The sequence below is a fragment of the Marinobacter sp. L-46 genome, assembly GCF_056859535.1.
Genome location: NZ_JBSXOP010000049.1, coordinates 1 through 26453 on the forward strand (window position 1 = coordinate 1; position 26453 = coordinate 26453).

Here is a 26453-nt window from a genome sequence, read left to right on the forward strand (position 1 = left end):
CGACTCAATGGGGGAAAGGGGGCCGTGTGTCCGGACAACAGGAATTGATCGATTATTGATCAGTCACGGCCGCCAATGAGCGGTAATGGCGGTAACCCGCACAGTCTGCGAGACTTGCTGGGGACCTATGAGAAATCCGGGTTAGAACATTCTCCCTTGGCGTAAACTGTCTTGACCCCGCAGTAACTAACAGGTTTTCTAATAGCCTGACCCGATTCATGAGCCGGAGCTATGAATGAGCACTTCCTGCAACAACTGCTGCAGCAACAGTAAACCTGCAGCAGGCGAAACGGCCCGGAGCGATATCAATGAAGCCTCCGGCGATTGGCTGAGCACCTACCGGATTCCCAGGATGGATTGCCCCTCCGAAGAGCGGAGCTCTGGGATACCCGCAAGGCCAGCACGGAAGCCATTCAGGCAGCTGTCTATTCCGGGGCAAGCCAGCAACAGGAGCCCGGCGCATCCTGGCCCTGAAGGGCTAAGCCGCCGCCAGAACATTCCCCAAACGAGGAAACCATGCACAGCCACGACCATAGCCACGGCCACGATCACAGCCACCAGTTCGACACCCACAACCGGGCCTTTGCCATTGCGGTGATCCTGAACACCCTGTTTGTAGTGATTGAAGCGGTGTACGGCGTGCTGTCCGGCTCCCTGGCGCTGATTGCCGATGCCGGGCACAACCTGAGTGATGTGATGGGCCTGCTCCTGGCCTGGGCCGCAAGCTGGCTTGCCAGCAAAGCGGCCACCACCAGCAAAACCTATGGCCTGAAGAAAACCACCATCCTGGCAGTCTTGTTCAATGCCCTGATTCTGATTGCGGCGGTGGGCGGTATCACCTGGGAAGCCCTCCAGCGGCTCGGCAATCCAGGAGAAATCGCGGGCCTTGTGGTGGTTGTGGTGGCCGGCATCGGCGTGGTGATCAACGGCATCACCATGATGCTGTTCATGAAAGGTCAGAAGGGTGACCTGAACATTCGCGGGGCCTTCCTGCATATGGCCGCAGATACTGCGGTATCGGTCGGGGTGGTGATTTCAGGCATGATACTGATGTTCACCGACCTGGCCTGGATCGACCCGGTGATCAGCCTGGTTATTGCCGTTGTGATCTTCCTGGGTACCTGGCAGTTGCTGAAAGAATCTATCAACCTGGCGCTGGATGCCGTTCCCAGGGGAATCGACCCGGCTACCGTGCGCGAGCACCTGGAGCACCTGCCCGGCGTGCAGTCTGCCCATCACCTGCATATCTGGGCCCTGAGCACCACCGAGAATGCCCTGACGGTGCACCTGGTCAAGCCGGACCCGGAAGGCGATGACGAGGCCATCCACCAGGCCTCGGCCATGCTGGCGGCCGAGTTCAACATCCATCACACCACCATTCAATGGGAGCGGGGCGGCGCGCCCTGTCCGAACGGGGCGTCCCACTGAACGGATGCCCTAGAACGCCAGAGAGATCATCACCGGGATAAACGCCAGGCCGAACAGCGTCGTCAGCAGAACCGTGCCCGCGGCCTGCTTGGGCGAAGTATCCAGTAAGGTTGCAATTACCACCGTATTGGCCGCGATCGGCGTGATGGAAATCAGGAACATGGCCTGGTGCACAGCCGGCTCGTAGACGCCCAGAATCGTGGAATCGACCCACCAGAACAGGATCGCCACCAGCGGCCAGACCACAAACTTGCCGAAAAACGCCAGCGCCGTGAACCGGACGTTACCCGCCAGCCCCCGGAAGCTGGTAATGCTCATGCCAATAATCATCATGCCCAGAATGCTGTAGGCCCCTCGCAGGTTGTCAAACAGCGGAACGAAGATATCGGGAATTCCCACCCCCGCCAGATTCAGGACCACCGCCGCCAGAAAGGCATACACCGAAGGCAACTTGAGCACTCGCCAGAGAGCATCCTGAATGCTATAGCGGCCTCTGGCCGCCAGATAAAAGCCTACCGAATTCTCGAACAGGGTGGTGCCCAGCATACACACAATATAGAGCCCCAGCCCCTCCTCCCCGAACAGCAACAACGCCACAGGCACACCAAAGTAACCGGTGTTTCCGGAGCCTACGCACAGGGGAATGATGTTGGCACTGCCATCGGAAAGAACCTTTTTGGCGAGCTTTAACTGAACCAGCCCCAATACCGACGAGGTCCCGAAAACAAGGAATGGGAGCAAAATCACCTCAGGACTGAGCGGTGCGGCCATCACCCCCGAAAACACCACAGACGGCGTCACGATATACAGCATGATGCCGGCAATATGCCGGCCGCTGGCCTCCAGAAAACGACCGGCAATCCAGCCCAGTGCCACCGTAACGTAAAGCGGAAGGAGTTTGAGCAGTAGGGCCAGGGCGGCAGACATGATCTCTCCGGGCGTAAAACCTTGAAAATACAACCAGCGGGGCAGTCTACCACCTACCCATCAAGAGGTAACTCCCCGGCGCAATAGAGAAACACCGGGCATTCTTTGATAATCATCAACAGCATTAGGAATGCATCTTTATATCCTAGTGGGGCAGTCAGGTATTTGAAACAACCAAGGAGAGAGACCAATGGCCGAGCGCTTTACCAAAAGCATGGCCAGGAACATATATCTGGGGGGGAGTGCATTCTTCGTCCTGTTGTTCCTGGCCCTGACTTTTGACACTCAGCTGCGAGCTATGCCCGAGCGGGATAACCGCGACCAACTGACCGAGCAGGTAGTCAGGGGCAAACACCTGTGGGAGAACAACAACTGTGTTGGCTGTCACTCCCTCATGGGCGAAGGTGCTTACTTCGCTCCGGAACTGGCTAACGTATTCGACCGCCGTGGCGGTGGTGATACCGAGGTCTTCAAGTCCTACATGAAAGCCTGGATGAACGCCATGCCCACCAATATCCCGGGCCGGCGCCAGATGCCTAACTTCAATCTGAGCGATTCCGAGATCGAAGACCTGGCCGCCTTCCTGGAGTGGACATCCAAGATCGACGACAACGGTTGGCCACCCAACATCGAAGGGTAAGGGAGCAGACATGAAATACGAATCTCAAAGGGTCGCCATGCCCTACTTCATCTTTGCCCTGATTCTGTTTGCCGGCCAGATTGTGTTCGGCCTGATTCTGGGTCTCCAGTACGTTGTCGGTGATTTCCTGTTTCCGGAAATTCCTTTCAACGTTGCGCGGATGGTGCATACCAACCTGCTGATTGTCTGGCTGCTCTTCGGCTTCATGGGCGCCACCTACTACATGGTTCCGGAAGAAGCCCAGACCGAACTGCACAGCCCCCTGCTGGCATGGATTCTGTTCTGGGTGTTCGCGGCAGCTGGCACGCTGACCATCCTGGGCTACCTGTTTGTGGACTACGCCACCTTGGCAGAAGTCACCATGAACAAGTTGCTACCCACCATGGGCCGGGAGTTCCTGGAGCAACCCACGATAACCAAGATCGGTATCGCCGTGGTCGTGGTGGCGTTCCTCTATAACATCGCCATGACCGCACTGAAAGGCCGCAAGACCGTGGTCAACATCGTACTGATCACCGGCCTGGTAGGCCTGGCCGTATTGTGGCTGTTCTCCTTCTACAACCCCGGCAACCTGGCCACCGACAAGTACTTCTGGTGGTTTGTGGTCCACCTGTGGGTAGAAGGCGTGTGGGAACTGATCATGGGTGCCATCCTGGCCTATGTGTTGATCAAGCTCACCGGTGTAGACCGCGAAGTTATCGAGAAGTGGCTGTACGTGATCATCGCCATGGCGCTGATTACCGGCATCATCGGTACCGGGCACCACTTCTTCTGGATCGGGCCGCCCGAGTACTGGCTCTGGCTGGGTTCTGTGTTCTCTGCACTGGAACCGCTTCCGTTTTTCATGATGGTGGTCTTCGCCTTCAACATGATCAACCGTCGCCGCCGCAACCACCCGAACAAGGCCGCGATGCTGTGGGCCATGGGCACAACCGTCATGGCATTCCTGGGCGCTGGCGTGTGGGGCTTCCTGCACACCCTGGCTCCGGTGAACTGGTACACCCATGGTAGCCAGATTACCGCAGCCCACGGCCACATGGCCTTCTATGGCGCCTACGTAATGATTGTACTGACCATCATTTCCTACGCCATGCCAATCATGCGCGGTCGCCCCTACGGCAACAGCAATACCGCCCAGATTGTGGAAATGTGGGGCTTCTGGCTGATGACCATCTCCATGGTGTTCATCACCCTGTTCCTGACCGCTGCCGGCGTCCTGCAGGTTTGGCTGCAGCGTATTCCGGAAAGCGGTGAAGCGCTGTCCTTCATGGCAGGCCAGGATCAGATCGCCCTGTTCTACTGGATGCGATTTGTCGCCGGTGCCTTCTTTATGGCCGGTCTGGTGGTGTACTTCGGTAGCTTCTTCATCAAGGGCGAAGCCAGCCCGGCTGAGGAAGTCCGGGGGCCTGCCACGGCAGACGCCTGATAAAGCCTGATCGCCGGGGCCTTCGGGCCCCGGCACATTCCCGAAATCCTGGACAACCTCTGTGCATGCGCAAACCGTCAACCCGAAAGACACCCTTCAGCAGAAGCGCCTGATTACCCGCAGCGCTTTCTTCCTGCTGTTTTTGTTTGCGCCCGTACTCAATATTTTTCGTTATGACCTGACCGAAACCCGATTCATTCTGTTGGGTTTTCCCCTGTCGTTTAACCTTAATCTGGACTGGGTCGCCCAGAGCACCCCGGCCGAGGTGGCTGGCCAGATTCTGTTCTGGTTTGTATTGCCCATCCTCGTGCTGGTGCCACTGGTGCTCTGGATTGCCTTCAAGTGGGGCCGCCTGTATTGCGGCTGGCTGTGCCCGCATTTCTCCGTGGTGGAAGCCATCAACGACGTGATGACCCGCATAACCGGCCGCCCAACCCTCTGGGAAGCCCTGAAAAAAGGCAGCACGGGCAAAGCCATTCACTGGGCCGGCCTGACCCTGGCATGCGCGCTCATTGGTTTTTCCTGGGCCCTGGCACTACTTTCATACCTGCTGCCACCCATGCCCCTGTATACCGACCTGGTGACCGGCCAGATTGGCCTGTACCCGGGCATTTTCCTGGCGGTAGCCACCGCGGTGTTCACCTTTGATTTCCTGTTTGCCCGGCACCTCTTCTGCAAATACGGCTGCGCAGTGGGACTGGTACAAAGCATTGCCTGGATGACCAACGGCAAGGGCCGGGTAGTGACTTTCGACACCAAGCGCGCTGCCGCCTGCCGCGATTGCACCAAGGCCTGCGACGAGGCCTGCCCCATGCGACTGCCCACTCGCAGCCATAAGCGGGCGAAATTCAGCTGTACCCAGTGCCTGCAGTGCGTGAGCGCCTGCCGGGAAGTACAGAAAGACAACCCCGAAGGCTCCCTGCTGACCTGGGAGCCCGGCGAACCTGGCAAACAGACCGTACTGATTCCTGTGCGCCAGGTGGAATCCACCCCGCGACAATCACGGGCCTGAACGACGAGGACACGAGATGGAAGAGTGGGTCGGACTGAAATGGCACGACTACGTAACCCGCCAGGCCATGGGCGAATTCCCCGAGTATGCCGTGCATCTGAAAGACGAAGCCCGCACACTCGGTGTCATGTTCCGGGCCATGGGCGGAGACCCTGCGCTGAGTCTGGTGACTGCTGAGCCGCGGCATTTCCAGATTCGCCGGCGATTCCTGCAAAAGCTGGCCGGCACCCACCGCAAATTTGAACTGGCCTGGCGCGATGAAGAAAGCCTGCGCCTGCCAGACAGACTGGCCCTGTTCCCGTCCCGCAAAGTGAACCGGGAGCTGTACCTGTGGCTGGCGGCTCTGGCTTCACTCGGCGAAATCCACCATCACAGCTGGCTGCACGGCAATCAGGCCATGGTGCAGGAACTGCTGAGCCGCTGGCCGGGCCTGGAGCCCATGTACCAGCGGTTGGTAAAACACACGCTGCAGTGGCGCCCAGAACCAGACAGCCTGCGTGGCAACGAAGCCAAGCGCGAGGCGGCCATTCGTCAGGCCCTGATTCACCCGGGCAGCGTAGACGACCTGCCAGAAGCCCTGACCGACCCCTGGCCGGTAGTACTCTGGCTCTACCCGGTGCTGGGCCGGGGCAAACTCAAAGGCCAGATCATTGGCGACGACAACACCATGTCCAAATCCGGTGGCCTGGCTAAAAAACGGAAACGCAGACGTGCCGAACGCGTGGACGCCTTCGACAAGGATCAGGGCCTGATGCTGTTTCGACTGGAAAGCCTGTTTTCCTGGTCTGAATTCATTCCCATCGACCGCGCCGGCGATGACAGCGAAGAAGAAGACGCCGACGCCGTGGCCGACGACATGGACATGATTTCGGTCTCCCAGGACCGTCGCGAAGCCTCTTCCGCCATCAAGTTCGACCTGGATCTGCCCTCGGAAGAAAACGATGACCTGCACCTGGGCCCGGGCATTCATCTGCCCGAATGGGACTGGCGCCGCCAGGATTATCGGGAAAAATTCTGCTGCCTGCAGCCACTGCTCAGCAAAGACGCCACGCCATCGCCGCTGCCAGAGCACCTGAATCGCGCCGCCCGAACCCTGCGCCGCCAGTTCAGCGCGCTGAAACCTCTGCGCCAGTGGGAACGCCGGCAGCTGGAAGGGGAAGAGCTGGACCTGGACGCATGCCTGGAACGCATGGTGCAGCACAAACGCGGCATTGGGGAAGTGGATCAGAAGCTGTTCCGCCAGTGCAAGCAGAACCAGCGGGACCTCGCCTGCCTGGTGCTTACGGATATTTCGCTGTCGACCGATACCTACATCAATAACCACCAGCGGGTGATCGACATTGCCCGGGATGGCCTGCAACTGCTGAGCGAGGCGCTCACCGCCAGCCGTGACCCGTTTGCCCTGTTTGCCTTCTCCTCAAGGCGGCGGGACCACATTCGCTTCCACCACATCAAGAGTTTCGACGAGCCTTACAACGACACCACAAGAGGCCGTATCCAGGCCCTGGAACCGGGCTACTACACCCGTATGGGCGCCGCCATCCGTCAGTCCATCAAACTGCTACAGACCCGGCCAGAGCACCAGAAAATCCTGCTGCTGCTCACCGACGGCAAACCCAACGACCTGGATCTGTACGAAGGTCGCTACGGCGTGGAAGACACCCGCATGGCCGTGCAGGAAGCACACAAGGCCGGGCTGACGCCGTTTTGCGTGACCATCGACGAAGAAGCCAACGAATACCTGCCCTACGTGTTCGGCAGCAGCAACTTCGTGGTCATCAAAGACCCGACCCAGCTGCCCGGCCAACTACCCAAGCTGTACATGAACCTGACCCGTTAACGGAGACTGTCATGGCTGACGTACAAGCCGCCCACAGGCGGCACCTGCCCGGCGACATCGCGGTATGGTTTTTCATCTTTGCGGAACTGGCCGTGTTCGGCATTCTGTTTATCGGCTATGGCGTGGCCCGAAGCATGGACCCGGCCACCTTCTCAGCCGGCAAAGACGCCCTGCACCCCTGGACCGGCCTGATCAACACCGTTGGCCTGATCACCGCCAGCTACCTGGTCGCACTCTCCGTCCATCGCCTGCGCGACCGCAAAACCGGCACAGCTGCCCTGCTCTGGGCCGCCATCGCCGCGTCGTCCATCTACACCTTCGGCAAGCTCTACGAATACGCCGACCTCTACGCCAACGGCTACAACCTGGGCACCGACACCTTCTTCATGTTCTATTTCTTCCTCACCTTCTTCCACTTCATGCACGTGGTACTGGGCCAGATCATCCTGGTGGTTCTCGCGGTAAAGGTGAAAAAAGGCGACTACAACGGCGACGACATGAACGGCATGGAATCCGGCGCCTCCTACTGGCACATGGTCGACCTGGTGTGGCTGGTGCTGTTCCCGATGCTCTACGTTCTGGCCTGAGGAGGCTGATATGTTAGCGATTTATATCGCCCTGATGATCTGCACCATGGCTCCGGTTGTGGCCATGCAGGCTGGCGCGGATATGTCTGTTCTGGTTTGGCTGGTGTTCGGACTGGTGATTGTGAAAGCAGTACTGCTGGTAGATCACTTCATGGAAATGAAGCATGCCCCCTGGGGCTGGAGAATGGCCGCTCAAGGTTGGGCGATTGTGGTAGTTTCAGTTTTGGCTGGCATTCATCTGACAGGCTAAGTCTACCCTGCCTAGCACCGAACCCGAACCTACAGCAGCCACCGCGGAAAAGTAGGCGGCTTGTTGCCGATTGCCTGAGCCAGGGAAATCATGCCCCAAAGCACAAACGATGTGTGCAGTACGACGGCCCAGACAATAGCATAGGTCCAGAATAGTCCCGTGTTGCCGTAGATGAGCCAGCAAACGGCTACGCCGCCGCTGATCAGCATCGCGCCCAGTATGGACATATAGACTGCCGCTTTGCTGTGAGCCCGCCTCAGCGCACTGGCTTCACCGGATTTCATGGCAATCGTCAGCAAAACGATGAAGCCGATAACCGGCAACGCCAGCAGGTTCAGCAAGTACCAGATAACCGGGGCAATCGCCCCGGGAGATTCACTCTTCGGACTGCCCGAATACGGCATACACCACCTCCATCAGTGCGTTAACAGTGACCGCATCATCCGATAGCGGTTCGATCATCCCGGCCCGGCAGGCTTCGATGTGGGGCATACCGGATGCAATCAGGTATGCGGTGTGGATCAGCAGGCGGGTAGACGCTGCTTCTTCCAGGTCGTGGTCTTTCAGCTTACGCAACGAGGTTGCCAGCCCCACCAGCTGCTTCGCAAGGTCTGCATCGCAACCGGACTCTTCCTGGACGATGGTCTGCTCCACATCCGGCGTCGGGTAATCGAAGCTCATGGAGACAAACCGCTGCCGGGTACTGGGCTTCATGCCTTTCAGCAAGCTCTGGTAACCCGGGTTGTAAGACACCACCAGCATAAAGCCCGGAGCGGCTTTCAGCAGTTCGCCGGTGCGTTCGATGGGCAGTTCCCGGCGGTCGTCCGCCAGCGGGTGCAGTACCACGGTGGTGTCTTTTCGTGCTTCCACTACTTCATCAAGGTAGCAGATTCCGCCTTCCCGTACCGCCCGGGTCAGGGGGCCGTCTTGCCAGTAGGTGCCGTCGGGGCCGATCAGGTGGCGGCCAACCAGGTCAGAGGCGGTAAGGTCATCGTGGCAGGCCACGGTGTAGACCGGGCGACCGAGTTTTTCGGCCATGTAGCGGACAAAGCGGGTTTTACCACAGCCGGTGGGGCCTTTGATCAGTACCGGCAGGCCGTTGTCTGCAGCGGCGGTGAACAGCTCTACTTCGTTGCCGGCGGGTTGGTAGAAGGTCATGTACAGGTTCCTTTTATTGCAGGGAATCGGGTGGGGCAAAGCCGTGCACCCATTCCGGGAAAAGATTGAATATCTGGCGATCGTCGCTGCGTTTCAGTTCAAGCAGTGCTTTCAGGCACGGCTGCAGTCCGGGGTTCGTGGTGTCGGTGCCGGCATACCAGCCAGCACCCGAAACGGGTTCTCCCTGCCAGGTAATGGCCAGGCCCTGGGATTCCAGGAACGGCGTGGCCAGCCCGAGTTCCGAGACCGCCGCATGGGTGTTGTTGTGCAGCAACAATCCCAGGGCAGAGCTGAAATCACCAGCCTCGTAACGCTGGCCCCGTTTCGGCGTTACGCCCTCGGCAGCCAGGGCCTTCAGTGCCAGCTGACCGGAGAGCGGGTCGGTTCCTGCTACCAGGGATACGTCCCGCCCTTCCAGCTCCCCCAGTGTTCTCACACCGGCGGTTTTCCGGGTTACCCAGACCGGAACCGGATCCTGGCCATCGGCGTTGACGGCCCGGAGCTTGAGTCTGTCTGCCAGGCCATCCTGCCGGTACACCAGGTCACCGTCACCCTCACCGGCTTGATTGAACACCAGTTCTGCCTTGCAGTTCTGTGTGTCGAGGTAACGCTGCAGCCGGTAACTGGCGACGGTGACAGACCTGGCTTCAGTGTGTACTTCAAGCCGCACCGGTCCGGAAAACTGGCCGGCGCTGACGGCACTGGTGCAAAGCACGAACAGCCAACCGCCAGCGGTAACCCTCACCTCACAAGCCCAGCTGGTGCGCCCGGTTGGTGAAGAAGATGCCAGACGGCTTTTGCGCCGGCAGGGTAGCGACTTCTTCCAGGGTGCGGGTGTTGTAGATGGTCACCCGGTCGCTGTCCCGGGAAGATACCCATACTTCCTCACCGCGAGGGGTGAATTCCATGTGCAACACAGACTTGCCGGGCTCCAGGGTACGGATGATTTCCCGGGTGCGGGAATCAATCACCTGAACCACGTCGTTTTTCGGGTGCGCAAAGCTGACCCAGATCTGGCGGTTGTCCGGGCTGGCCATGACAAACACCGGCTGGCCCTGTACCGGAATGCGCTGCACCATGCCCCAGTCTTCCATATCGGCGACCAGTACCTCGTGGCGACCGACCGCCGGCACAAACGCGTAGCCATCGGCGATGGCCCAGCCTTCCAGGTGCGGCATCTTGTACACCGGCAAGCGCTGCTCGCCCTTGCCGTAATCCGGCAGGATGGTCTGTGCGCCTTGCTCTGGCTCCCACAGATCCATCATCGACAAGCCGTCTTCCCCGAACAGGCCGGCTATATAGAAGCGGCCGTCCGGTGTGATCAGGGCATCGTAGGGTTCTTTGCCGGCCTCATGGCGGGTCACACCCGGCGGATTGCTGTGCATATCCACGGTCCAGATTTCACCGGCCTCGAACAGGCTGAAGACAAACTGGTTGCCCGGGGCGTCTACCAGGCCCACGGTCTTGGACTGATCCTCCTCGCCCTCGGCATTGGTGTAGAACGCGGGAATTTCCACCACGGTATCCAGGGTTTCACTGTCGAAAATATTTACCCCGCCGGGCTCGTAGTTGGACACCGCCACGTAACGGCCATCCTGGGAGATGGCTCCGCCAATGCTGTTACCGGACTGGATAACGCGATCAGTCACCGTGCGAGTGAGCAGGTCGACCTTGGTGAGCCCACCGTCACGGCCAAACACGTAGCCGTAGCGGGCATCCCGCGAGTACACCACGGAGGCGTGGGACAAATCGCCCAGGCCTTCTACCCGGCCCAGGATTTCATGTTCTGAGTGGTCAACCACCAAAACCGAGCCGGTGGCCCGTTCGATGATCAGGCCCAGGTCACCCGTGCCGCGCAGTTCAACCGGCTCCGGCGCAGACAAGCTCTGGCAGCCGGCAGTCAGGGTAGCGGCGATGGTCAGTGCAATCGGTGCAAACAGACGTTTCATCGTGGGTCCTTCAGTTATCGGCTTCGAGGGGAATCGGATTCGGGAGCAATCAAGGCACCGGATTTGAGCTGCTCGCTGATCCAGGCAATTTGCTGGTCGGTCAGCAAGGCTTTCCAGGGTGGCATGGCCGTGCCCGGCACGCCTTCCCGGATGATGGCGGAAATCGCAGCTTCCGGCAGGGCTTCAATGTCTGCTGGCCGCAGGGGTGGTCCCAACCCGCCTTTGAGTTTCAGGCCGTGGCAGGAGCCACAATCCTGGATGACGAAGTTCTTCAGCTCGGCTTCGCTTTCGGGCGCGCCGGCCAGGGCCTGAACGGAGGTGATCGCCAGCGCCGTCGCCAGTACCAATGAGTGCCAGGAGCAGGCCTGACCGGTCGTTTTCATTGCGGGTCTCCGGGAAGCTTCAGCACATGCTGCAATTCCAATATTTCCATGGCATTGATATTGATTAAATTCTCCTGCGGTATCCAGTGATCTTTGGTTATACGCCATCTACCCATGGGGAGGTACTCTCTTGATTACCTGTATTTATGTGACATAAATCAATGTCTGAGAAGCCCAACAAGAGAACCCTAGGACGTACTCTTGAATCCCAAGGAGAGAACCTGATGAGAGTAACCGATATGATGATCAAGCCACTGGCCTTCGCGGTGGCCATTACGTCCATGGGCGTGATGACTGCGCAGGCTGCCCCCAAGAATGGCGATGACGCAACCATGGCATACGAAGGCACCCCCAGTGCCGTTGATGCCGGTTCCGCACGAGTCGTCCGCACCCCCGGTGCCCCTGACCTGACCGACGCCGAGTTCGAACAGGCCAAGGAAATCTACTTCCAGCGCTGCGCCGGCTGTCACGGTGTACTGCGTAAAGGCGCCACCGGTAAGCCGCTGACCCCGGATATTACCCAGGAGCGCGGCATTGACTACCTGAAGGCCTTTATCAGCTACGGCTCCCCGGCCGGTATGCCGAACTGGCTGACCTCTGGTGACTTCGACGAAGAAACCGTGGAACTGATGGCCAAGTACATCATGCACGAGCCGCCACAGCCTCCCGAGTTCAGCCTGGCTGACATGAAGAACACCTGGGAAGTGCTTGTTGCTCCGGAAGATCGTCCGAAGAAACAGATGAACGACCTGGACCTGGAAAACATCTTCAGCGTTACCCTGCGTGACGCCGGTAAGATTGCCCTGATTGACGGCGATTCCAAGGAAGTCGTGAAGATCATCGAAACCGGCTACGCGGTGCACATCTCCCGGATGTCTGCCTCTGGCCGTTACGTGATGGTTATCGGCCGTGACGCCCTGATCAACATGATCGACCTGTGGATGGAAGAGCCGCAAACCGTAGCCAAGATCAAGGTTGGTATGGAAGCGCGTTCTGTCGAGACCTCCAAGTACAAAGGCTGGGAAGACAAGTACGCCATTGCCGGCACCTACTGGCCGCCCCAGTTCGTGATCATGGACGGCGACACCCTGGAGCCGAAGAAAATCGTGAGCACCCGTGGCATGACCGTGAGCAACCAGGAATACCATCCTGAGCCGCGTGTTGCCGCCATTGTGGCGTCCCACGCGCATCCGGAGTTCATCGTCAACGTCAAAGAGACCGGCAAGATCCTGCTGGCCAACTACGAAGACCTGGACAACATGAACATCACCACCATCGATGCGGCTGAGTACCTGCACGATGGTGGCTGGGATGCCAGCATGCGTTACTTCCTGACCGCCGCCAACAACTCCAACAAGATTGCCGTTGTTGACGCCCAGGACCGTAATCTGGAAGCCCTGGTCGACGTAGGCAAGATCCCGCACCCAGGTCGTGGCGCCAACTTTGTTGACCCCGAGCATGGTCCGGTCTGGGCAACCTCTCACCTGGGTGACCAAACCATCCAGATGATCGGTACCGACCCGGAAGGTCATCCGGACAAGGCCTGGAAAGTGGTTCGCACGGTTGATGGCCAGGGTGGCGGTTCACTGTTCGTGAAGACCCATCCGAAGTCCACCAACCTTTGGGTAGACACCGCCCTGAACCCGGCTGAAGCTGTGAGCCAGAGCATTGCCGTCTTCGACATCAACAACTTTGATGCCGGCTACGAAGTGCTGCCGATTGCCGAGTGGGCTGACCTGGGCGAAGGCCCCAAGCGTGTGGTCCAGCCGGAATACAACAAAGCGGGTGACGAAGTCTGGTTCTCTGTGTGGAACACTTCAGACAAGAATTCCGCCATTGTTGTGGTTGACGACAAGACACGTGAGCTGAAGAAGGTCATCAAGGGCGACTACATGGTTACCCCGACCGGTAAGTTCAACACTTACAACACCCAGCACGACGTGTACTGATCCGGCCCCTGGCCCGGAGGAGATAACCTGATGAGACTGGACACCGTCGACCAACAACTGATCAACCACTACCAGCGCAACCTGCCGGTATGTGAGCGCCCTTACCGCGAGATGGCCGACACACTGGGCATTTCCGAGGACGAAGTGATCAGCCGGCTGGCGGTGCTCCAGCAACAACAGGTACTCAGCCGGGTTGGCCCGGTGTTTGAACACAGCCAGGCAGGCGCAAGCCTGCTGGCTGCCGTGGCGGCGCCGGTCGAGCAGATCGACCTGGTGGCCGCACGGATCAGCAGCGCTCCCGGCGTAAACCATAATTACGCGCGGGAGCACCTATACAATCTCTGGTTCGTGATGACCGCCCCGGATGAAGACACCCTGGATGAGCGGCTGGACGAGCTGGAACATCAACTGAAGTTGCCCATACTCCGGCTGCCCATGGTTGAGGGTTACCATATTGACCTGGGCTTCGACATCGACTGGGACGCACTACCATGAACCACCCAGCGCCACACCCGGACCGCCACAACGGCAGCTATCTGTTTGATACCGAGGCCTTCAGTGCCTGGGGCCTGCTGAGGCTCCGCCAGAAACTGGAAGAAGGCCTGCCATTAACACCCCGCCCGTACCTGGCGCTGGCCGAACAAACCGGCCTGACCGAGCAACAGGTTATGGACGCCGTCCGCCACTGGCAGGATCAGGGCCTGATCAAGCGTTCCGGCCTGATCGTGAAGCACCGCACCCTGGGTTACAGGGCCAACGCCATGGTGGTGTGGGATGTGCCCGACGAGCAGGTGAGCGAACTTGGCCGCGCACTGGCTGCCGTGCCCTTTGTAACCCTGTGCTACCAGCGCCCCCGCAGACTGCCCGACTGGCCCTACAACCTGTTCTGCATGATTCACGGCGTTAACCGGGAGCGGGTACTGGGCCAGCTGGACCAGATGATTGCCAGCCACCACCTTGAACAGATTCCCCACGCAGTTCTGTTCAGCAACAAAGCCTATCTTCAACGGGGAGGACGCTATGTCAGTAACAGCTGAGCCAGCTGCCCGCCGGGAGTCACCAGACGTAGCCCCTGCCTTTACCGATACTGAAAAAGCCATCATCAACCGCCTGCAATACGGCCTGCCGCTGACCCCGAACCCGTACCGGGACGTTGCCGAAGAACTGGGCATCAGTGAGCAGACCTTGCTGGATACCCTGAAAGCCCTGCTAGCCAATCGCACCCTGACCCGTTTCGGCCCCATGTTCCATGCCGGTGAAATGGGAGGCGGCCTGACCCTGGCCGCCATGCGCATTCCCGAGCAGGACTTTGACCGGGTAACCGAACAGGTAAACAGCTTTGCAGAGGTGGCCCACAATTACCGCCGGGAACACGAACTGAACATGTGGTTTGTCCTGGCCACAGAAACCCCGGAAGGCATTGCCGAAACCATCGGGCGCATTGAAGCGCTGACCGGCTACCCGGTGTACAACATGCCCAAGGAGCAGGAGTTTCATGTCAACCTCCACTTTGAAGTCTGAGCAGGCCCGGCTCACCGACCAGGACCGGGAACTGATCCTCGCCACCCAGGAAGGCCTGCCACTGGTATCCGATCCCTGGGGCGAACTGGGCCGTCAGCTCGGCATGCCGGCAGAAGACGTGCTGTCCCGCTTTCAACACATGCAGGAGACCGGCGTTATCCGCCGCGTGGCTGCCGTACCCGACCACTACAAGCTGGGCTATCGCTACAACGGCATGACTGTGTGGGATGTCTCTGACGACGCCATCAGCACCATGGGCCAGCAAGTTGGTGACCTGCCGTTCGTCAGCCACTGCTACCGTCGCCCCCGGCACCTGCCCTATTGGAGCTTCAACCTGTTTGCCATGGTGCACGGCACCAGTCGTGAAGAGGTGGAGCACAAGGCCGCACAGATTCGTGAACTGCTGGGCGACACCTGCTCCGGCCACACCATCCTGTACAGCTCTGCCATCCTCAAAAAAACCGGATTGCGGCTGAGAAAACAGGCAGATAAGCCATAGGGACTACCCCTCGAAGTACTCCATCAAAGGTATGGATACCCAGCGCCCACGGGGGGATAGTACAAGGGCAGAGAGCCGGTAAAGGCCAGCCCGGAGAGGCAACCAGGCCACTCCCGATGAGAGAGAGAATTTTATGTTTCGCATGACCCGCTACATCAAAACCCTGATGAACCCGACACCCGTCCGCCCGGTGCCCAAGCCCAGTGGCCCGGTGGTGATCTGGAACCTCATCCGCCGCTGTAACCTGACCTGCAAACACTGTTACTCGATCTCTGCCGATATCGACTTCAAGGGCGAGCTGAGCACCCAGGAAGTCTACACCGTGATGGATGACCTCAAAGCCTACGGCGTGCCGGTACTGATCCTGTCTGGCGGTGAGCCGCTGATGCGCCCGGACATTTACGAGATTTCCCACCGGGCCAAGGAAATGGGCTTTTACGTTGGCCTGTCTACCAACGGCACCCTGATCACCGAAGAAAACATCGACAAGATTGCCGCGGTTGGCTACGACTACGTGGGTATCAGCATTGACGGCCTGGAGGCCACCCACGACGAATTCCGCCAGAAAAAAGGCGCCTTCCGGGAATCCATGCACGCCGTGGCCCTGTGCAAACAGGCCGGCATCAAGGTAGGCCTGCGCTTCACCCTGACCCAGGATAACTACCCGGAACTGCCGGCCATGCTGGAGATGCTGGACGAACACCAGATCGACAAGTTCTACCTGTCGCACCTGAACTACTCCGGCCGCGGCGGCCGCAACAAGAAGCGCGACGCCTGGTACGACATGACCCGCGACGCCATGAACCTGCTGTTCAACCACTGCCACGACGAACTCAAGCGCGGCATCGAGCGGGAATACGTCACCGGTAACAACGACGCCGACGGTCCCTTCCTGATCGAGTGGGCCAAGGAACACTACCCGGACCAGGTAGATGCCCTCACCCAGCGGCTGACCAACTGGGGCGGCAACTCCTCCGGTGTGAACATTTCCAACATCGACAACCTGGGCGTGGTGCACCCGGACACCTTCTGGTGGGACCACAACCTGGGCAACGTGCGGCAGACCCCGTTCTCGAAGATCTGGTCTGAAACCACCGACCCGCTGATGCAGGGCTTCCGCCATCATCCGCGCCCGGTGAAAGGCCGCTGCGCGGACTGCAAATACCTGAACATCTGTAACGGCAACACCCGGGTACGGGCATACAACGTGTCTGGCGACTTCTGGGAAGAAGACCCCGGCTGCTACCTCACCAACGAGGAAATCGGCGTGGTGGAAAGCACACCGCGCAGAGTGGCCGCCGCCGCTATCGAAATCCCGGTCAACAACCTGTAAGGACGCACGCCATGACAACTAACCAAAGCAAGAAGTGCCTGGTGGAGTTCCAGCTGGCGGAGCAACCCTTACGGCCGGGCGAAGTGGCCATCGTGGGCGCCGGCCCCGGCGACCCGGGCCTGCTGACCCTGCGGGCCCTGATGCTGATCCAGCAGGCCGATGCCATTGTCTACGACCGCCTGGTATCGCCACAGATTATGGAACTGGTAAACCCCAGGGCCGAGCGCATTCACGTGGGCAAGGCCAGCGGTTGCCACTATGTGCCCCAGGATGAGACCAACGAACTGCTGGTGAAACTGGCCGTACAACAGCGCCGGGTTGTGCGCCTGAAAGGCGGCGATCCGTACATCTTCGGCCGTGGCGGTGAAGAAGCCGAATTCCTGGTAGAGAACGACATCGACTTCCAGGTGGTGCCGGGGATTACCTCCGCCGCCGGTTGCTCTGCCTACTGCGGCATCCCCCTGACGCACCGGGACTACGCACAGAGCGTGACCTTCGTAACCGGCCACCGCAAGGGCGACCAGGCCCTGGAGCTGAACTGGCAGGTGCTGGCCGCGCCAGGTCAAACCCGGGTATTCTACATGGGCCTGCACAACGCCCCGACCATCGTCGAGCAGCTGACCGCCCATGGCCTGTCCGAGAATTGCCCGGTGGCACTGGTAGAGCGCGGTACCACACCGCTGCAGCACATGACTGTCACCACCCTGAAAGACCTGGTCGACACCATTGAACGGGAAGATTTCCAGCCGCCCACACTGATCATTGTGGGTGAAGTGGTGCAACTGGCCGACACCCTGGCCCGCCCGGCGCAAGCTGGCTGGAACAGTGCCTTGTCCGGCCCGGCTGCTGCCACCGCTGGCCGCCGGCCGGCCTGAACCGAAACCTGACTGACCAACCGGGAGCTGTTGCAGGTGAACCTGACCCAAGCCCGAACAAAGATTATCTCCACCCTGTTACTGGCCGGCAGCGTGATGGCCACCCCTTTGCTGGCCAGTGAATCCGGCGAAACCGGAACAGACACCCTGTACCTGCAGCAATGCGCCGCCTGCCACGGCCCCGACCGCCTTGGCGGCATGGGCCCCGCCCTGCTGCCGGAAAACCTCGGGCGACTGAAAAAGGCCGAGGCCGAAAAGGTCATCCGCGAAGGCCGCCCAGCCACCCAGATGGCGGGCTACAAAGACATCCTGAACGACCAGCAGATCGCCGCCCTGACCAACTTCATCTATCAGCCTCCGAATCACGAGCTGAAGTGGGGCGAAGCCGAAATCCGCAACAGCCAGGAAGTCAGCCATGCCGCAGGCTCCCTGCCGGATGAACCGGCGTTCGAAGCGGACATGATGAACCTGTTCCTGGTGGTAGAAATCGGCGACCACCACGTCACCCTGCTGGATGGCGACAAGATGGAGCCCATCCACCGGTTCCCCAGCCGCTTTGCCCTGCACGGCGGCCCCAAGTACAGCCCGGACGGCCGCTACGTGTACTTCGGCTCCCGGGATGGCTGGATTACCAAGTACGACATCTACAACCTGAAAGTCGTGGCTGAGGTTCGCGCCGGCATCAACATGCGCAACATTGCCGTGTCTGCTGATGGCAACTACGTGCTGGCCGCCAACTACCTGCCCCATTCCATGGTGCTGTTCGACGCTGCCAACCTGGAAATGCTGGATTTCATCCCGGTTGAGAACGATGCCGGCGAAAGCTCCCGGGTGAGCGCCGTGTATACCGCACCACCCAGAAGCAGCTTCATCGCGGCATTGAAAGACATCCCCGAAGCCTGGGAAATCACTGTCGAGAATCAAAAAGCGAAGCTGCGCCGGATGACCACCGACACCCTGCTGGACGACTTCTTCTTCGACCCGGGCTATCAGCACCTGATCGGCGCCGCCCGCGACGGCAAGCATGGCGTGGTGATCGACCTGGATACCGGCAATACCACCGCCGAACTGCCGCTGCCCGGCATGCCCCACCTGGGCTCCGGCATTACCTGGGAATACGAAGGCCGCCGGGTGATGGCTACCCCGCACTTCCGGGCCGGCGCCATTTCCATCATCGACATGGACACCTGGGAAGTGATCAAAACCCTGAAAACCGAGGGCCCGGGTTTCTTCATGCGCAGCCACGAGAATTCCCGCTACGCCTGGGCAGATGTGTTCTTCGGCCCCAACGCCGACAAGGTGCACATCATCGACAAGCAGACCCTGGAAATCGTCAAGACCCTGCAACCGGAGCCTGGCAAGGTAGCGGCCCATGTGGAGTTTGATCGCCACGGCGAGAAGCTGCTGCTGAGCATCTGGGACGACGACGGTGCCATCATTGTTTACGACGCGGATACGCTGGAAGAAGAAAAGCGCATTCCGATGAACAAGCCTTCCGGCAAGTACAACGTCTGGAACAAGATCAACTACGAGGAAGGCACCAGCCACTGACAGGTTCTGAAGAAATAGCCCCTTCACATATCCAGAACGGCCGTATGAGCTGATGATGGCGAGCCTGGAAGGCCACTGCGCTGCTCTGGGCCGCTTGTGCGGGACCTCCTCCCAAAACTGTGCGGAGCCAGGGATGGCGAAGCCCAAGCGCCACATGGATGTGCCGCAGGAGCGTGTTTTGGGAGGAGGTCCCGCACAAGTGGCCTTCCCCACAAGCCGCCCTCCGGCACCGAGTAATCGTTATCGACTAAGTCAAATATCTTTAATCATTTAAGTCATTTCAGATGTTTGTTTTTTTGGTAGCATAATTGACCTACGCCAATGCAGCGAAGGTTTGTTATGAACAGCAGTTTCCGACCACCGATGGCATCCGCACCCTGCCTGCTGGGTGAAGACCACCCGGACATTATTCACCACGACGCGGCACCCGCCGAAGTTGCCCTGCTGAACGGCCTGAGCCGCGCCTTTGGCATCTGCCTGAACGAAAAGCAAAACAGCCCGGAAGCACGGTTTCTGAGCGATATCGCCCGCCTGTTCCATCAATGCAGGATAGACGCAGAAACACCCCTGGAAAAACACGACCGGCCCTGGGCTAACGTGTATCTGATCCAGTACGGCGTTTTGCGCCTGTTCCGGGAATCATCTGCCGGCAAGGTCGCGATTCATCACTTCTTTACCGAAGGCGATCTGATCTGGCCGGTATTCGGGCGCAGCAGAACGGTGCGTAATACCCTGTGCCTGACCAGCGTGCTGCCGGCCACAGTCTGGGTGGCGGATTTCAGCGCTTTCCGTTCGGCGATCCAGAACCATGGCGACGGGCTTTGGCATAAGTTCGCACTGGTGCTGACCGAGGAGATTGCGGAGCTGACCAGCATGCGGGAATACCGCAAACACACCATGCCGGCCAAGGAGCGCTACCAACTGCTGCTCGATGAGTACCCGGAACTGGTCAAGCGGGTGCCGGACAATCAGCTGGCGTCATGGCTGGGTGTGGTGCCCGCCACTTATTCCCGGCTAAAGGCTGCCAGTACGAAAGCCGGCAGGCGGACATAAAAAAAGACGGCGGACTTTTCAGCCCGCCGCCCAAACCTGAGTCAACGCTTGCTACTTCGAAATCAGCCGTGCAGCTTCACTGCCAGTTCTGCAACATGCTTGCCCTGGAAGCGGGCAATGGCCAATTCTTTCTCACTGGGCTGGCGGGAACCGTCACCGCCGGCGATGGTCGAGGCGCCGTAAGGCGTGCCGCCATTCACTTCAGAGATATCAAAGAACTCCGGAATTCCATAGCCCAGAGGTACCAGCACCATGCCGTGATGGGCCAGGGTGGTCCAGAATGAGGTAATGGTGTGCTCCTGACCGCCGCCTGTTCCGGTTGAAGTGAACACGCTACCCACTTTCCCGTGCAGCTTGCCCTCAGCCCACAGGCCACCGGTCTGGTCGAGGAAGGTGCGCATCTGGCCCGCCATGTTGCCGAAGCGGGTCGGCGTGCCGAAGATGATGGCATCGTAGTCTGCCAGCTCAGCCGGGCTGGCTACCGGAGCATCTTGCTCGGCCTTGCCACCAGCGCTCAGAAACGCCTGGTCGGCCATGGTTTCCGGCACTCGCTTGACCACTACATCGGCACCCTCAACGCCCTTGGCGCCTTCGGCAATGGTGTTTGCCATGGTTTCGATATGGCCGTACATGGAATAGTAAAGAACAAGAACTTTTGCCATCGGAACAATCCCCTTGGTTGTTTCAAACTTGGTGCCAGCGTAACTGCCCGACGCAAAAGACGAAAACGGAAGATTTCCGGCAGATCGTTCAGTTTTTCTGAACATGGTCACAGGATGGTCATGGCAAACACTTGCGTACACATGTACGCTGAACTGCATTATACTTTTAGCGAACACAGGCCAGCGCGGATGACAGCAAGCATGAACCACCCAGACGATTCGTTGCCATCTATTCACCTGCGGGTAGAAGAGTGGATCAACAGCGCAACCCACGGCCTTGGCGCCATTCTGAGTGTTATCGGAACCATTGCCCTGATTGCCGGTGCAAGCCAGATGGGAGACACCTGGAAGATTGTCAGCTTCAGCGTATTCGGTGCGTCACTGATCCTGCTGTACATGGCCTCTGCGCTGTACCACGGTGCTCGCCGCCCGGAGCTGAAATCCCTTTTCAAGACACTGGACCACTGCGCCATTTTCCTGCTCATCGCCGGCACCTACACACCGTTCCTGCTGGTGAATATGCGCGGCACCACCGGATGGACGCTGTTTGCGGTGATCTGGTCGCTGGCCCTGACCGGTGTGGTACTGAAAGTCATCTTCAAGAACCGCTTCAAGCTGGCGCGGGTGGGCATATACGTCGCCATGGGCTGGCTGATTACCTTTGCCTCGTCTGACCTGGTCGCCAACCTCAGCGAAACCGCGCTGCACCTGACCATTGCCGGCGGCATTGTGTATACCGCCGGCGTGGCGTTCTACCTGGCGGATCGCATTCCCTACATGCATGCGGTCTGGCATCTGTTCGTGATCGGCGGCAGCGCCTGCCATTTCAGTGCCATCTATTTTGGTGTGCTGCCCTACACGGTATAAACTCCGGTTCTGGCCCCGGTAACCTGCGGGGCCTTCCAACCGGAACCCATACCGAGGTCTGTTAAACGTGGCTGGCAAGCCCCTGCACGCATTCTGGCTGTTCTTTCCCGCTGCTGCCTTTTGGGCTGCCCTGGTTGTTCCCCTGTCCCTGTTCGCCGTATTGTCTGGCACCGGCTGGCCGCCGGGGCTGATTGGCGCGGGCCATGGCCACGAACTGGTTTTCGGCTTTGCCCTGGCATTGATTGCCGGCTACACCCTTGGCCCCCAACCCTGGCGAATACTCGGCCCCCTGTTCGGGCTCTGGCTTGCGGCCCGTGTGAGCTGGCTGCTGGCACCGGACTGGCTGGTCAGCCAACTGCTCAGCCCGGCCTTTGCCCTGTTACTGGCACGCTACGTGGTGCCCCGTTTCCAGGCCGCCAAAAAGTGGCGCAACAAGGTTGCCGGCCCGCTAATCCTAGTGCTCTGCCTGATGGCCCTGGTCTACTTCCTGGTGCGCGTCGGCCTTCCCTTCCCCGATACCCGTTTTCTTCTGCACACCGCCATCATCGGTTTACTGTTGCTGATGACGTTTATGGGCGGGCGCATCATCGCGCCGGCGGTGGCCGGCACCCTGGAGAAGAAAGGCATACCGCTGGAAGCCCGGGTTCAGCCATTAATAGAAGGCTGGTTACTGGCGATTCTGCCCCTCGCCATGGTGTGCATTCTGTTTACCGCTACGGAAAAACTGGCTGGCCTGCTGTTGCTGGCCTCAAGCCTGCTGATTGCCATTCGGGTGGCCCGCTGGAAACTCTGGCACTGTACCGACCGCCCGGACCTGCTGGTGCTGGCCATCGGTTATCTCTGGCTGGCCGCCGGGGCGGCGGTTACCGGCGTGCACCTGGTTGCTGGCCACGCCCTGTTGCCCGCGTTGCACGTGATTGCCGTTGGCGCCCTGGGCACCCTGTCTTGCAGTGTGATGTTACGCCTGGCCTGGCAACGGGCCTGCCGGCGCTTCCCGCCAGCGTGGCAGGTTCTGGCTATTGCGGTACTTACTGCACTCGCCAGTATCTGCCGGTACCTGGCAGGCCCTGTGCCTTTCAGCGAGCCTGCCTTGCTCTGGCTGGCGGCCGGCGCCTGGAGCCTGGCCTATCTAGGCCTGTTCGCTCAACTACTGCACCTGTACTCCGCGTTCACCAAGAAAGGAAAGGCCAACAATGGCTAAATGGCTGGTAAAGACCGAACCCTCCGAAGAATGGCAGCTGATTGTTCAGCTGGTGGATTAAACCGCCGTCACAGAGCTACCACCCGCTGCTCCGGATGATTAGAATTGCCGCGCCAACCTAATCCGGAGCCTGAACGATGTCTGTGGACATAACTCCCACAAGTAGTTTTGATCAACTGAAACGCATTGAATCGAGCAAGGTGTTTCAGGGCGTTGTGATTGCCATCATCATTCTCTCGGCCCTGACCATCGGCGCAAAAACCTACGAACTCCCGCCGCTGGTTGAACAGACCCTGACCGTTCTGGATAACGCCATCACGCTGTTCTTCCTGGTGGAAATCCTGTTTCGCTTCGCCGCCTGCCCGGTCAAGCGCCGGTTCCTGATGGACGGCTGGAACCTGTTCGACACCCTGGTAGTGATCGGCAGCCTGATCCCGCTGGACAACTCCGAGGCGGTGCTTCTGGGCCGTTTGCTGCGGGTCTTCCGGGTGCTGCGACTGGTGTCCGTAGTGCCGGAACTGCGCTTTCTGATCAATTCCCTGCTCAAAGCCATTCCGCGCATGGGCTACATCGCCCTGCTGATGTTCATCATCTTTTACATCTATGCCGCCATGGGCTCAATGTTCTTTGCCAGTGTGGACGAAGAACTCTGGGGCGATGTGGCCATCTCGATGCTCACCCTGTTCCGGGTCGCCACCTTCGAGGACTGGACCGACGTGATGTACGCCACCATGGAGGCCTATCCCATGAGCTGGATCTACTACCTGACGTTTATCTTCCTGACGGCCTTTGTATTCCTGAACATGATGATTGGGGCGATTCTGGAGGTGATGAGCGAGGAACAAAATGCCAAGCAGGCCCAGCAAGCCCACGACGAACGGGATGAAATTGCCCGTCAGCTCCAGGCTGTCCAGGAACAGCTGAAGGAACTGACGAAGCAGGTCAGCGAGAAACGCTGATTCAGAACGGCTTGGCCATGGCCAGGTGGAAGATGGCGCTGACCTGGACCAGGGCAAGTACGGCACCGGTGATGCGGGCCGGCTTGCCCAGCGTGGCTTTCAGGGCAAACACACCAGCAATAATGTAGCCAAACAGCAGTACGATCTTGGCAATCAGCCAGCCCGGCATGGCCGAGGCATAACCCGCCACAAACAGCAGGGAAATCGCCGCCACCAGCAAAATGGTGTCATTGATGTGGGGAATGAACCGCAGCGGTGTCTGGCGCCAGCCCGGCCGGCCTACCGCATCCAGCAGCAACCGCAGCGCAAAGAGTGTGATAGTAAGGTAGGCTGTGGTCATGTGCAGGTGCTTCAGGATCGTGTACGACATGGAAGTTCCTTCGGTTACAAGAGATTTGCGGCCATTGTACGCAAACTACCCCCAAGCAGGTATGGTTAATACAGGCACGCAGATTTAACATATACCTGTAATATATGTATTTGGGAGATCTCCATGCAGGCCATACCCAACTCCGCTGACCAGGCACCCGCCAGCGTCAGCCAGTTATTTTCCTATCCGTTCCGGATTTTCTTCCTGTCCATGACGGTACTGACCCTTGTGGCCATACCGGTCTGGGTTCTGGAAGTAACCGGCGTTCTGCAGTTACCACTGGCCATGCCTGCCCTGTTCTGGCACCAGCATGAAATGCTGTTCGGGTTTTTGTCGGCGGCCATTGCCGGCTTTCTGCTGACCGCCGTCTGTGTATGGACGCAAACAGAACGCACCCACGGCCTTCCCCTGGCGCTGCTTTGGGGCGTTTGGCTGGCCGGTCGCCTGCTGCTGGCCCTGGGTGGAAACCTGCCGGACTGGATGGTTCAGGGCGTTAACCTGGCTTTTCTGCCACTGGTGATGATCGATGCCGGATGGCGAGTATGGCATGCGCGCCAGAAACGCCAGGCCATGATTATGGTCGTTCTGGGCCTGCTGTGGCTGATGCAGATCGGTTTCGTTACCCGGCTGGATATGTCCTTTAGCTACGGCGCGCTGATTATGGCCCTGGCGCTGATCAGCATCATCGGCGGCCGCATCACGCCGGCCTTCACTGCCGGCTGGCTGCGCCAGCGCGGTGGCAACGCCGAGGCGGTGAAAATGATTCCGGGGCTGGACATGGCCGCCCTGTTTTCGATGATCCTGCTGATGGCATCCCTGGTAACCGGCTGGAAAACCCTGGCGGCCGTAATCGCCGTGGTTGCCGCCGCGCTGATGCTGGTTCGCCTGTATAACTGGAAAGGCTGGCTGGCGCGCTCCGAGCCACTGCTGTGGATCCTGCACCTGTCTATTCTCTGGGTACCGGTCGCGCTGTTGCTGCTGGCAGGCTCGCTGGTTGCAGACTGGCCCTCCAACGCCTGGAGCCACGCAGCAGGCGCAGGTGCTGTCGGTTGCCTGATCCTGGGCGTGATTGCCCGGGTCTCCCTTGGCCATACCGGCCGGCCGTTGAAACTTCCGAAGGGAATGGTGCTGGCGTTCGTCGCCATTCAGCTGGCGGCGGTTATCCGGGTGCTCACCGCATTGAGCATCATCCCGTGGCACCCGGGCATTGGCACCAGCACCCTGTTATGGATGATTGCCTACGGACTGTTCCTGGTGCGCTATGCCGGGGTACTGGCACGGCCCAGGGCAGACGGTCGGGAAGGCTGAGCGGCTCAGGCCGCCAGCTTCTCCTTGAGGCACTGTTCAAAGTAACTGCGGGCGGCTCGGAAGCGGCCTGCAGGAAAGTGAATACTGATTCCCTCCAGCGCTGCCATCAGCATTTCCAGGTGTGCATCCCAGCCGGCACAGGCAATCGGCACCAGGTGATCATCTGGCAGCAACAGGGTCAGCGACAACCGGGTGCCATCGCCTTCCGGCACCAGTTCCCACCGCAACGGCCGCTCCGGATCATCGCCGGCACTCCAGGAATACACCAGCAAGCGGTGCGGCTCACAGGCCGATATCCGACAATCAATGGGCGTGCCACTGTTACCGAAATCCAGCTGAACCCGGCCACCGGTGCGGGCGTCCAGCGTGCCCGGCGCCAGCCAGCTGGCCAGGTGTACAGAATCCGTCAGCATCTTCCAGACCAGCTCCGGCGAATGATCCGTCACCCGCTCCAGCCGGGCCGTTACGCGCCCGTCCTGCAGTGCCAGGGAGCCTGTGATCACCTCGTGTTCTGCGGACATAACACCTCCTTCCGAACCGCCAACCGCACAGATTTGAATAGTCCGACACGGTAGCAAGGGCCGCGCCCGGGTACCTTGATGAGCATCAACGCCAGGAGCAGGGTTTCAGGCACAAAAACGGGGTGTTTGCGGCAATCATCCACTAAAGGTCAATAGCCGTTTCTGAATCAGGCGCTAAAGTATC

Annotated in this window: 29 protein-coding genes; 20 read left to right on the top strand and 9 right to left on the bottom strand. The window is 59.5% G+C overall.

All coding sequences use genetic code 11. The annotated features are described in order from the left end of the window. The first annotated feature begins 516 nt into the window (after positions 1-516). On the top strand, positions 517-1428 hold the full coding sequence (locus AC13DJ_RS06355; RefSeq protein WP_474541128.1) for a cation diffusion facilitator family transporter: 912 nt from the start codon (positions 517-519) through the stop codon (positions 1426-1428). Between the two features lie 9 nt (positions 1429-1437). On the opposite strand, the gene AC13DJ_RS06360 is transcribed toward AC13DJ_RS06355, so the two are convergent. Next, on the bottom strand, positions 1438-2355 hold the full coding sequence (locus AC13DJ_RS06360; protein ID WP_482934161.1) for an AEC family transporter: 918 nt from the start codon (positions 2353-2355) through the stop codon (positions 1438-1440). 190 nt (positions 2356-2545) lie between these two features. Between AC13DJ_RS06360 and AC13DJ_RS06365 the strand changes: the two genes are divergently transcribed. The 6 genes from AC13DJ_RS06365 to AC13DJ_RS06390 all read left to right on the top strand — a co-directional run bounded on the left by AC13DJ_RS06365 (position 2546) and on the right by AC13DJ_RS06390 (position 8110). Beyond that, positions 2546-2995, top strand: a complete 450-nt coding sequence (locus AC13DJ_RS06365) for a c-type cytochrome (RefSeq protein WP_094623702.1) — start codon at positions 2546-2548, stop codon at positions 2993-2995. A gap of 10 nt (positions 2996-3005) precedes the next feature. After that, a complete protein-coding gene (locus AC13DJ_RS06370) occupies positions 3006-4421 on the top strand; it encodes a cbb3-type cytochrome c oxidase subunit I (protein ID WP_011786557.1) in 1416 nt (471 codons plus the stop codon). Between the two features lie 61 nt (positions 4422-4482). After that, the gene (locus AC13DJ_RS06375) at positions 4483-5433 is read left to right on the top strand and encodes a 4Fe-4S binding protein (RefSeq protein ID WP_482934162.1); all 951 of its coding nucleotides are present in this window, start codon (positions 4483-4485) and stop codon (positions 5431-5433) included. 16 nt (positions 5434-5449) lie between these two features. Continuing rightward, complete coding sequence (locus tag AC13DJ_RS06380) at positions 5450-7273, top strand: nitric oxide reductase activation protein NorD (RefSeq protein ID WP_482934163.1); 1824 nt, start codon at positions 5450-5452, stop codon at positions 7271-7273. An 11-nt stretch (positions 7274-7284) separates the two neighbouring features. After that, the gene (locus AC13DJ_RS06385) at positions 7285-7860 is read left to right on the top strand and encodes a cytochrome c oxidase subunit 3 (protein WP_482934164.1); all 576 of its coding nucleotides are present in this window, start codon (positions 7285-7287) and stop codon (positions 7858-7860) included. Positions 7861-7870: 10 nt separating this feature from the next. Continuing rightward, the gene (locus AC13DJ_RS06390) at positions 7871-8110 is read left to right on the top strand and encodes a cytochrome C oxidase subunit IV family protein (RefSeq protein WP_482934165.1); all 240 of its coding nucleotides are present in this window, start codon (positions 7871-7873) and stop codon (positions 8108-8110) included. A gap of 29 nt (positions 8111-8139) precedes the next feature. Here the strand turns inward: AC13DJ_RS06390 and AC13DJ_RS06395 are convergent, their stop codons facing one another. The 5 genes from AC13DJ_RS06395 to AC13DJ_RS06415 are packed head-to-tail and all read right to left on the bottom strand — an operon-like array spanning position 8140 to position 11600. Continuing rightward, the gene (locus tag AC13DJ_RS06395) at positions 8140-8514 is read right to left on the bottom strand and encodes a hypothetical protein (protein WP_482934166.1); all 375 of its coding nucleotides are present in this window, start codon (positions 8512-8514) and stop codon (positions 8140-8142) included. After that, positions 8486-9268 carry a CbbQ/NirQ/NorQ/GpvN family protein gene (locus tag AC13DJ_RS06400; RefSeq protein ID WP_199456574.1) on the bottom strand — a complete coding sequence of 261 codons (783 nt, stop codon included), beginning with the start codon at positions 9266-9268 and terminating at the stop codon, positions 8486-8488. The genes AC13DJ_RS06395 and AC13DJ_RS06400 overlap by 29 nt, the downstream gene beginning before the upstream one ends. A gap of 13 nt (positions 9269-9281) precedes the next feature. After that, positions 9282-10013, bottom strand: coding sequence for a PhnD/SsuA/transferrin family substrate-binding protein (locus AC13DJ_RS06405; protein ID WP_474540080.1), 732 nt, complete (start codon positions 10011-10013; stop codon positions 9282-9284). Between the two features lies 1 nt (position 10014). Further along, positions 10015-11217 (bottom strand): cytochrome D1 domain-containing protein, encoded by a 1203-nt coding sequence (locus AC13DJ_RS06410; protein WP_482934167.1) that lies wholly within the window; start codon positions 11215-11217, stop codon positions 10015-10017. A 14-nt stretch (positions 11218-11231) separates the two neighbouring features. Further along, the gene (locus tag AC13DJ_RS06415; protein ID WP_273133811.1) at positions 11232-11600 is read right to left on the bottom strand and encodes a c-type cytochrome; all 369 of its coding nucleotides are present in this window, start codon (positions 11598-11600) and stop codon (positions 11232-11234) included. Positions 11601-11881: 281 nt separating this feature from the next. Here AC13DJ_RS06415 and AC13DJ_RS06420 point away from each other — a divergent pair, with 281 nt between their 5' ends. The 9 genes from AC13DJ_RS06420 (at position 11882) to AC13DJ_RS06460 (ending at position 20381) form a co-directional block, all read left to right on the top strand. After that, complete coding sequence (locus AC13DJ_RS06420) at positions 11882-13549, top strand: cytochrome D1 domain-containing protein (RefSeq protein ID WP_416225924.1); 1668 nt, start codon at positions 11882-11884, stop codon at positions 13547-13549. 30 nt (positions 13550-13579) lie between these two features. Then, complete coding sequence (locus AC13DJ_RS06425) at positions 13580-14044, top strand: Lrp/AsnC family transcriptional regulator (protein WP_289102105.1); 465 nt, start codon at positions 13580-13582, stop codon at positions 14042-14044. Continuing rightward, positions 14041-14586, top strand: a complete 546-nt coding sequence (gene ahbB, locus AC13DJ_RS06430; RefSeq protein WP_082641071.1) for a siroheme decarboxylase subunit beta — start codon at positions 14041-14043, stop codon at positions 14584-14586. Before AC13DJ_RS06425 ends, ahbB (AC13DJ_RS06430) begins: the two co-directional genes overlap by 4 nt. Continuing rightward, positions 14570-15070, top strand: a complete 501-nt coding sequence (locus tag AC13DJ_RS06435; protein WP_289102106.1) for an Lrp/AsnC family transcriptional regulator — start codon at positions 14570-14572, stop codon at positions 15068-15070. The genes ahbB (AC13DJ_RS06430) and AC13DJ_RS06435 overlap by 17 nt, the downstream gene beginning before the upstream one ends. Further along, positions 15045-15569, top strand: a complete 525-nt coding sequence (gene ahbB, locus AC13DJ_RS06440) for a siroheme decarboxylase subunit beta (protein WP_473801585.1) — start codon at positions 15045-15047, stop codon at positions 15567-15569. The genes AC13DJ_RS06435 and ahbB (AC13DJ_RS06440) overlap by 26 nt, the downstream gene beginning before the upstream one ends. Positions 15570-15702: 133 nt before the next feature. After that, the gene (nirJ, locus tag AC13DJ_RS06445; protein WP_482934168.1) at positions 15703-16902 is read left to right on the top strand and encodes a heme d1 biosynthesis radical SAM protein NirJ; all 1200 of its coding nucleotides are present in this window, start codon (positions 15703-15705) and stop codon (positions 16900-16902) included. Between the two features lie 11 nt (positions 16903-16913). Further along, on the top strand, positions 16914-17777 hold the full coding sequence (gene cobA / locus AC13DJ_RS06450) for a uroporphyrinogen-III C-methyltransferase (protein ID WP_058341724.1): 864 nt from the start codon (positions 16914-16916) through the stop codon (positions 17775-17777). Positions 17778-17873: 96 nt separating this feature from the next. Then, positions 17874-19328, top strand: a complete 1455-nt coding sequence (locus tag AC13DJ_RS06455) for a cytochrome D1 domain-containing protein (protein WP_473801629.1) — start codon at positions 17874-17876, stop codon at positions 19326-19328. 339 nt (positions 19329-19667) lie between these two features. Next, a complete protein-coding gene (locus AC13DJ_RS06460; protein WP_473801583.1) occupies positions 19668-20381 on the top strand; it encodes a Crp/Fnr family transcriptional regulator in 714 nt (237 codons plus the stop codon). Between the two features lie 62 nt (positions 20382-20443). Here AC13DJ_RS06460 and wrbA read toward each other — a convergent pair whose 3' ends face one another. Beyond that, complete coding sequence (gene wrbA, locus AC13DJ_RS06465) at positions 20444-21043, bottom strand: NAD(P)H:quinone oxidoreductase (RefSeq protein WP_473801582.1); 600 nt, start codon at positions 21041-21043, stop codon at positions 20444-20446. Positions 21044-21244: 201 nt separating this feature from the next. On the opposite strand from wrbA, the gene trhA reads away from it, so the two are divergent. From trhA to AC13DJ_RS06480, 3 genes are all read left to right on the top strand, one after another. Beyond that, on the top strand, positions 21245-21910 hold the full coding sequence (trhA, locus tag AC13DJ_RS06470; RefSeq protein ID WP_473801581.1) for a PAQR family membrane homeostasis protein TrhA: 666 nt from the start codon (positions 21245-21247) through the stop codon (positions 21908-21910). Positions 21911-21977: 67 nt separating this feature from the next. After that, positions 21978-23111, top strand: coding sequence for an NnrS family protein (locus tag AC13DJ_RS06475; RefSeq protein WP_473801580.1), 1134 nt, complete (start codon positions 21978-21980; stop codon positions 23109-23111). A gap of 137 nt (positions 23112-23248) precedes the next feature. Next, entirely contained in the window at positions 23249-24070 is an 822-nt protein-coding gene (locus tag AC13DJ_RS06480) for an ion transporter (protein WP_473801579.1), read from the top strand. Between the two features lies 1 nt (position 24071). On the opposite strand, the gene AC13DJ_RS06485 is transcribed toward AC13DJ_RS06480, so the two are convergent. Beyond that, positions 24072-24440, bottom strand: coding sequence for a SirB2 family protein (locus AC13DJ_RS06485; protein ID WP_094623685.1), 369 nt, complete (start codon positions 24438-24440; stop codon positions 24072-24074). 123 nt (positions 24441-24563) lie between these two features. Here AC13DJ_RS06485 and AC13DJ_RS06490 point away from each other — a divergent pair, with 123 nt between their 5' ends. Next, entirely contained in the window at positions 24564-25748 is a 1185-nt protein-coding gene (locus AC13DJ_RS06490; RefSeq protein WP_473801578.1) for an NnrS family protein, read from the top strand. Between the two features lie 5 nt (positions 25749-25753). On the opposite strand, the gene AC13DJ_RS06495 is transcribed toward AC13DJ_RS06490, so the two are convergent. Continuing rightward, the gene (locus AC13DJ_RS06495) at positions 25754-26269 is read right to left on the bottom strand and encodes an SRPBCC family protein (protein WP_482934169.1); all 516 of its coding nucleotides are present in this window, start codon (positions 26267-26269) and stop codon (positions 25754-25756) included. Positions 26270-26453 lie beyond the last annotated feature (184 nt).

Coding starts and splice junctions, on each gene's coding strand:
- AC13DJ_RS06435 (WP_289102106.1), top strand. CDS start 14,570: ATGTCAGTAACAGCTGAGCCAGCTGCCCGCCGGGAGTCACCAGACGTA.
- AC13DJ_RS06395 (WP_482934166.1), bottom strand. CDS start 8,514: ATGCCGTATTCGGGCAGTCCGAAGAGTGAATCTCCCGGGGCGATTGCC.
- AC13DJ_RS06365 (WP_094623702.1), top strand. CDS start 2,546: ATGGCCGAGCGCTTTACCAAAAGCATGGCCAGGAACATATATCTGGGG.
- ahbB (WP_473801585.1), top strand. CDS start 15,045: ATGTCAACCTCCACTTTGAAGTCTGAGCAGGCCCGGCTCACCGACCAG.
- AC13DJ_RS06490 (WP_473801578.1), top strand. CDS start 24,564: ATGCAGGCCATACCCAACTCCGCTGACCAGGCACCCGCCAGCGTCAGC.
- ahbB (WP_082641071.1), top strand. CDS start 14,041: ATGAACCACCCAGCGCCACACCCGGACCGCCACAACGGCAGCTATCTG.
- cobA (WP_058341724.1), top strand. CDS start 16,914: ATGACAACTAACCAAAGCAAGAAGTGCCTGGTGGAGTTCCAGCTGGCG.
- AC13DJ_RS06360 (WP_482934161.1), bottom strand. CDS start 2,355: ATGTCTGCCGCCCTGGCCCTACTGCTCAAACTCCTTCCGCTTTACGTT.
- AC13DJ_RS06385 (WP_482934164.1), top strand. CDS start 7,285: ATGGCTGACGTACAAGCCGCCCACAGGCGGCACCTGCCCGGCGACATC.
- nirJ (WP_482934168.1), top strand. CDS start 15,703: ATGTTTCGCATGACCCGCTACATCAAAACCCTGATGAACCCGACACCC.
- trhA (WP_473801581.1), top strand. CDS start 21,245: ATGAACCACCCAGACGATTCGTTGCCATCTATTCACCTGCGGGTAGAA.
- AC13DJ_RS06485 (WP_094623685.1), bottom strand. CDS start 24,440: ATGTCGTACACGATCCTGAAGCACCTGCACATGACCACAGCCTACCTT.
- AC13DJ_RS06400 (WP_199456574.1), bottom strand. CDS start 9,268: ATGACCTTCTACCAACCCGCCGGCAACGAAGTAGAGCTGTTCACCGCC.
- AC13DJ_RS06370 (WP_011786557.1), top strand. CDS start 3,006: ATGAAATACGAATCTCAAAGGGTCGCCATGCCCTACTTCATCTTTGCC.
- AC13DJ_RS06480 (WP_473801579.1), top strand. CDS start 23,249: ATGTCTGTGGACATAACTCCCACAAGTAGTTTTGATCAACTGAAACGC.
- AC13DJ_RS06425 (WP_289102105.1), top strand. CDS start 13,580: ATGAGACTGGACACCGTCGACCAACAACTGATCAACCACTACCAGCGC.
- AC13DJ_RS06390 (WP_482934165.1), top strand. CDS start 7,871: ATGTTAGCGATTTATATCGCCCTGATGATCTGCACCATGGCTCCGGTT.
- AC13DJ_RS06460 (WP_473801583.1), top strand. CDS start 19,668: ATGAACAGCAGTTTCCGACCACCGATGGCATCCGCACCCTGCCTGCTG.
- AC13DJ_RS06415 (WP_273133811.1), bottom strand. CDS start 11,600: ATGAAAACGACCGGTCAGGCCTGCTCCTGGCACTCATTGGTACTGGCG.
- AC13DJ_RS06420 (WP_416225924.1), top strand. CDS start 11,882: ATGGGCGTGATGACTGCGCAGGCTGCCCCCAAGAATGGCGATGACGCA.
- AC13DJ_RS06495 (WP_482934169.1), bottom strand. CDS start 26,269: ATGTCCGCAGAACACGAGGTGATCACAGGCTCCCTGGCACTGCAGGAC.
- AC13DJ_RS06355 (WP_474541128.1), top strand. CDS start 517: ATGCACAGCCACGACCATAGCCACGGCCACGATCACAGCCACCAGTTC.
- wrbA (WP_473801582.1), bottom strand. CDS start 21,043: ATGGCAAAAGTTCTTGTTCTTTACTATTCCATGTACGGCCATATCGAA.
- AC13DJ_RS06455 (WP_473801629.1), top strand. CDS start 17,874: ATGGCCACCCCTTTGCTGGCCAGTGAATCCGGCGAAACCGGAACAGAC.
- AC13DJ_RS06380 (WP_482934163.1), top strand. CDS start 5,450: ATGGAAGAGTGGGTCGGACTGAAATGGCACGACTACGTAACCCGCCAG.
- AC13DJ_RS06410 (WP_482934167.1), bottom strand. CDS start 11,217: ATGAAACGTCTGTTTGCACCGATTGCACTGACCATCGCCGCTACCCTG.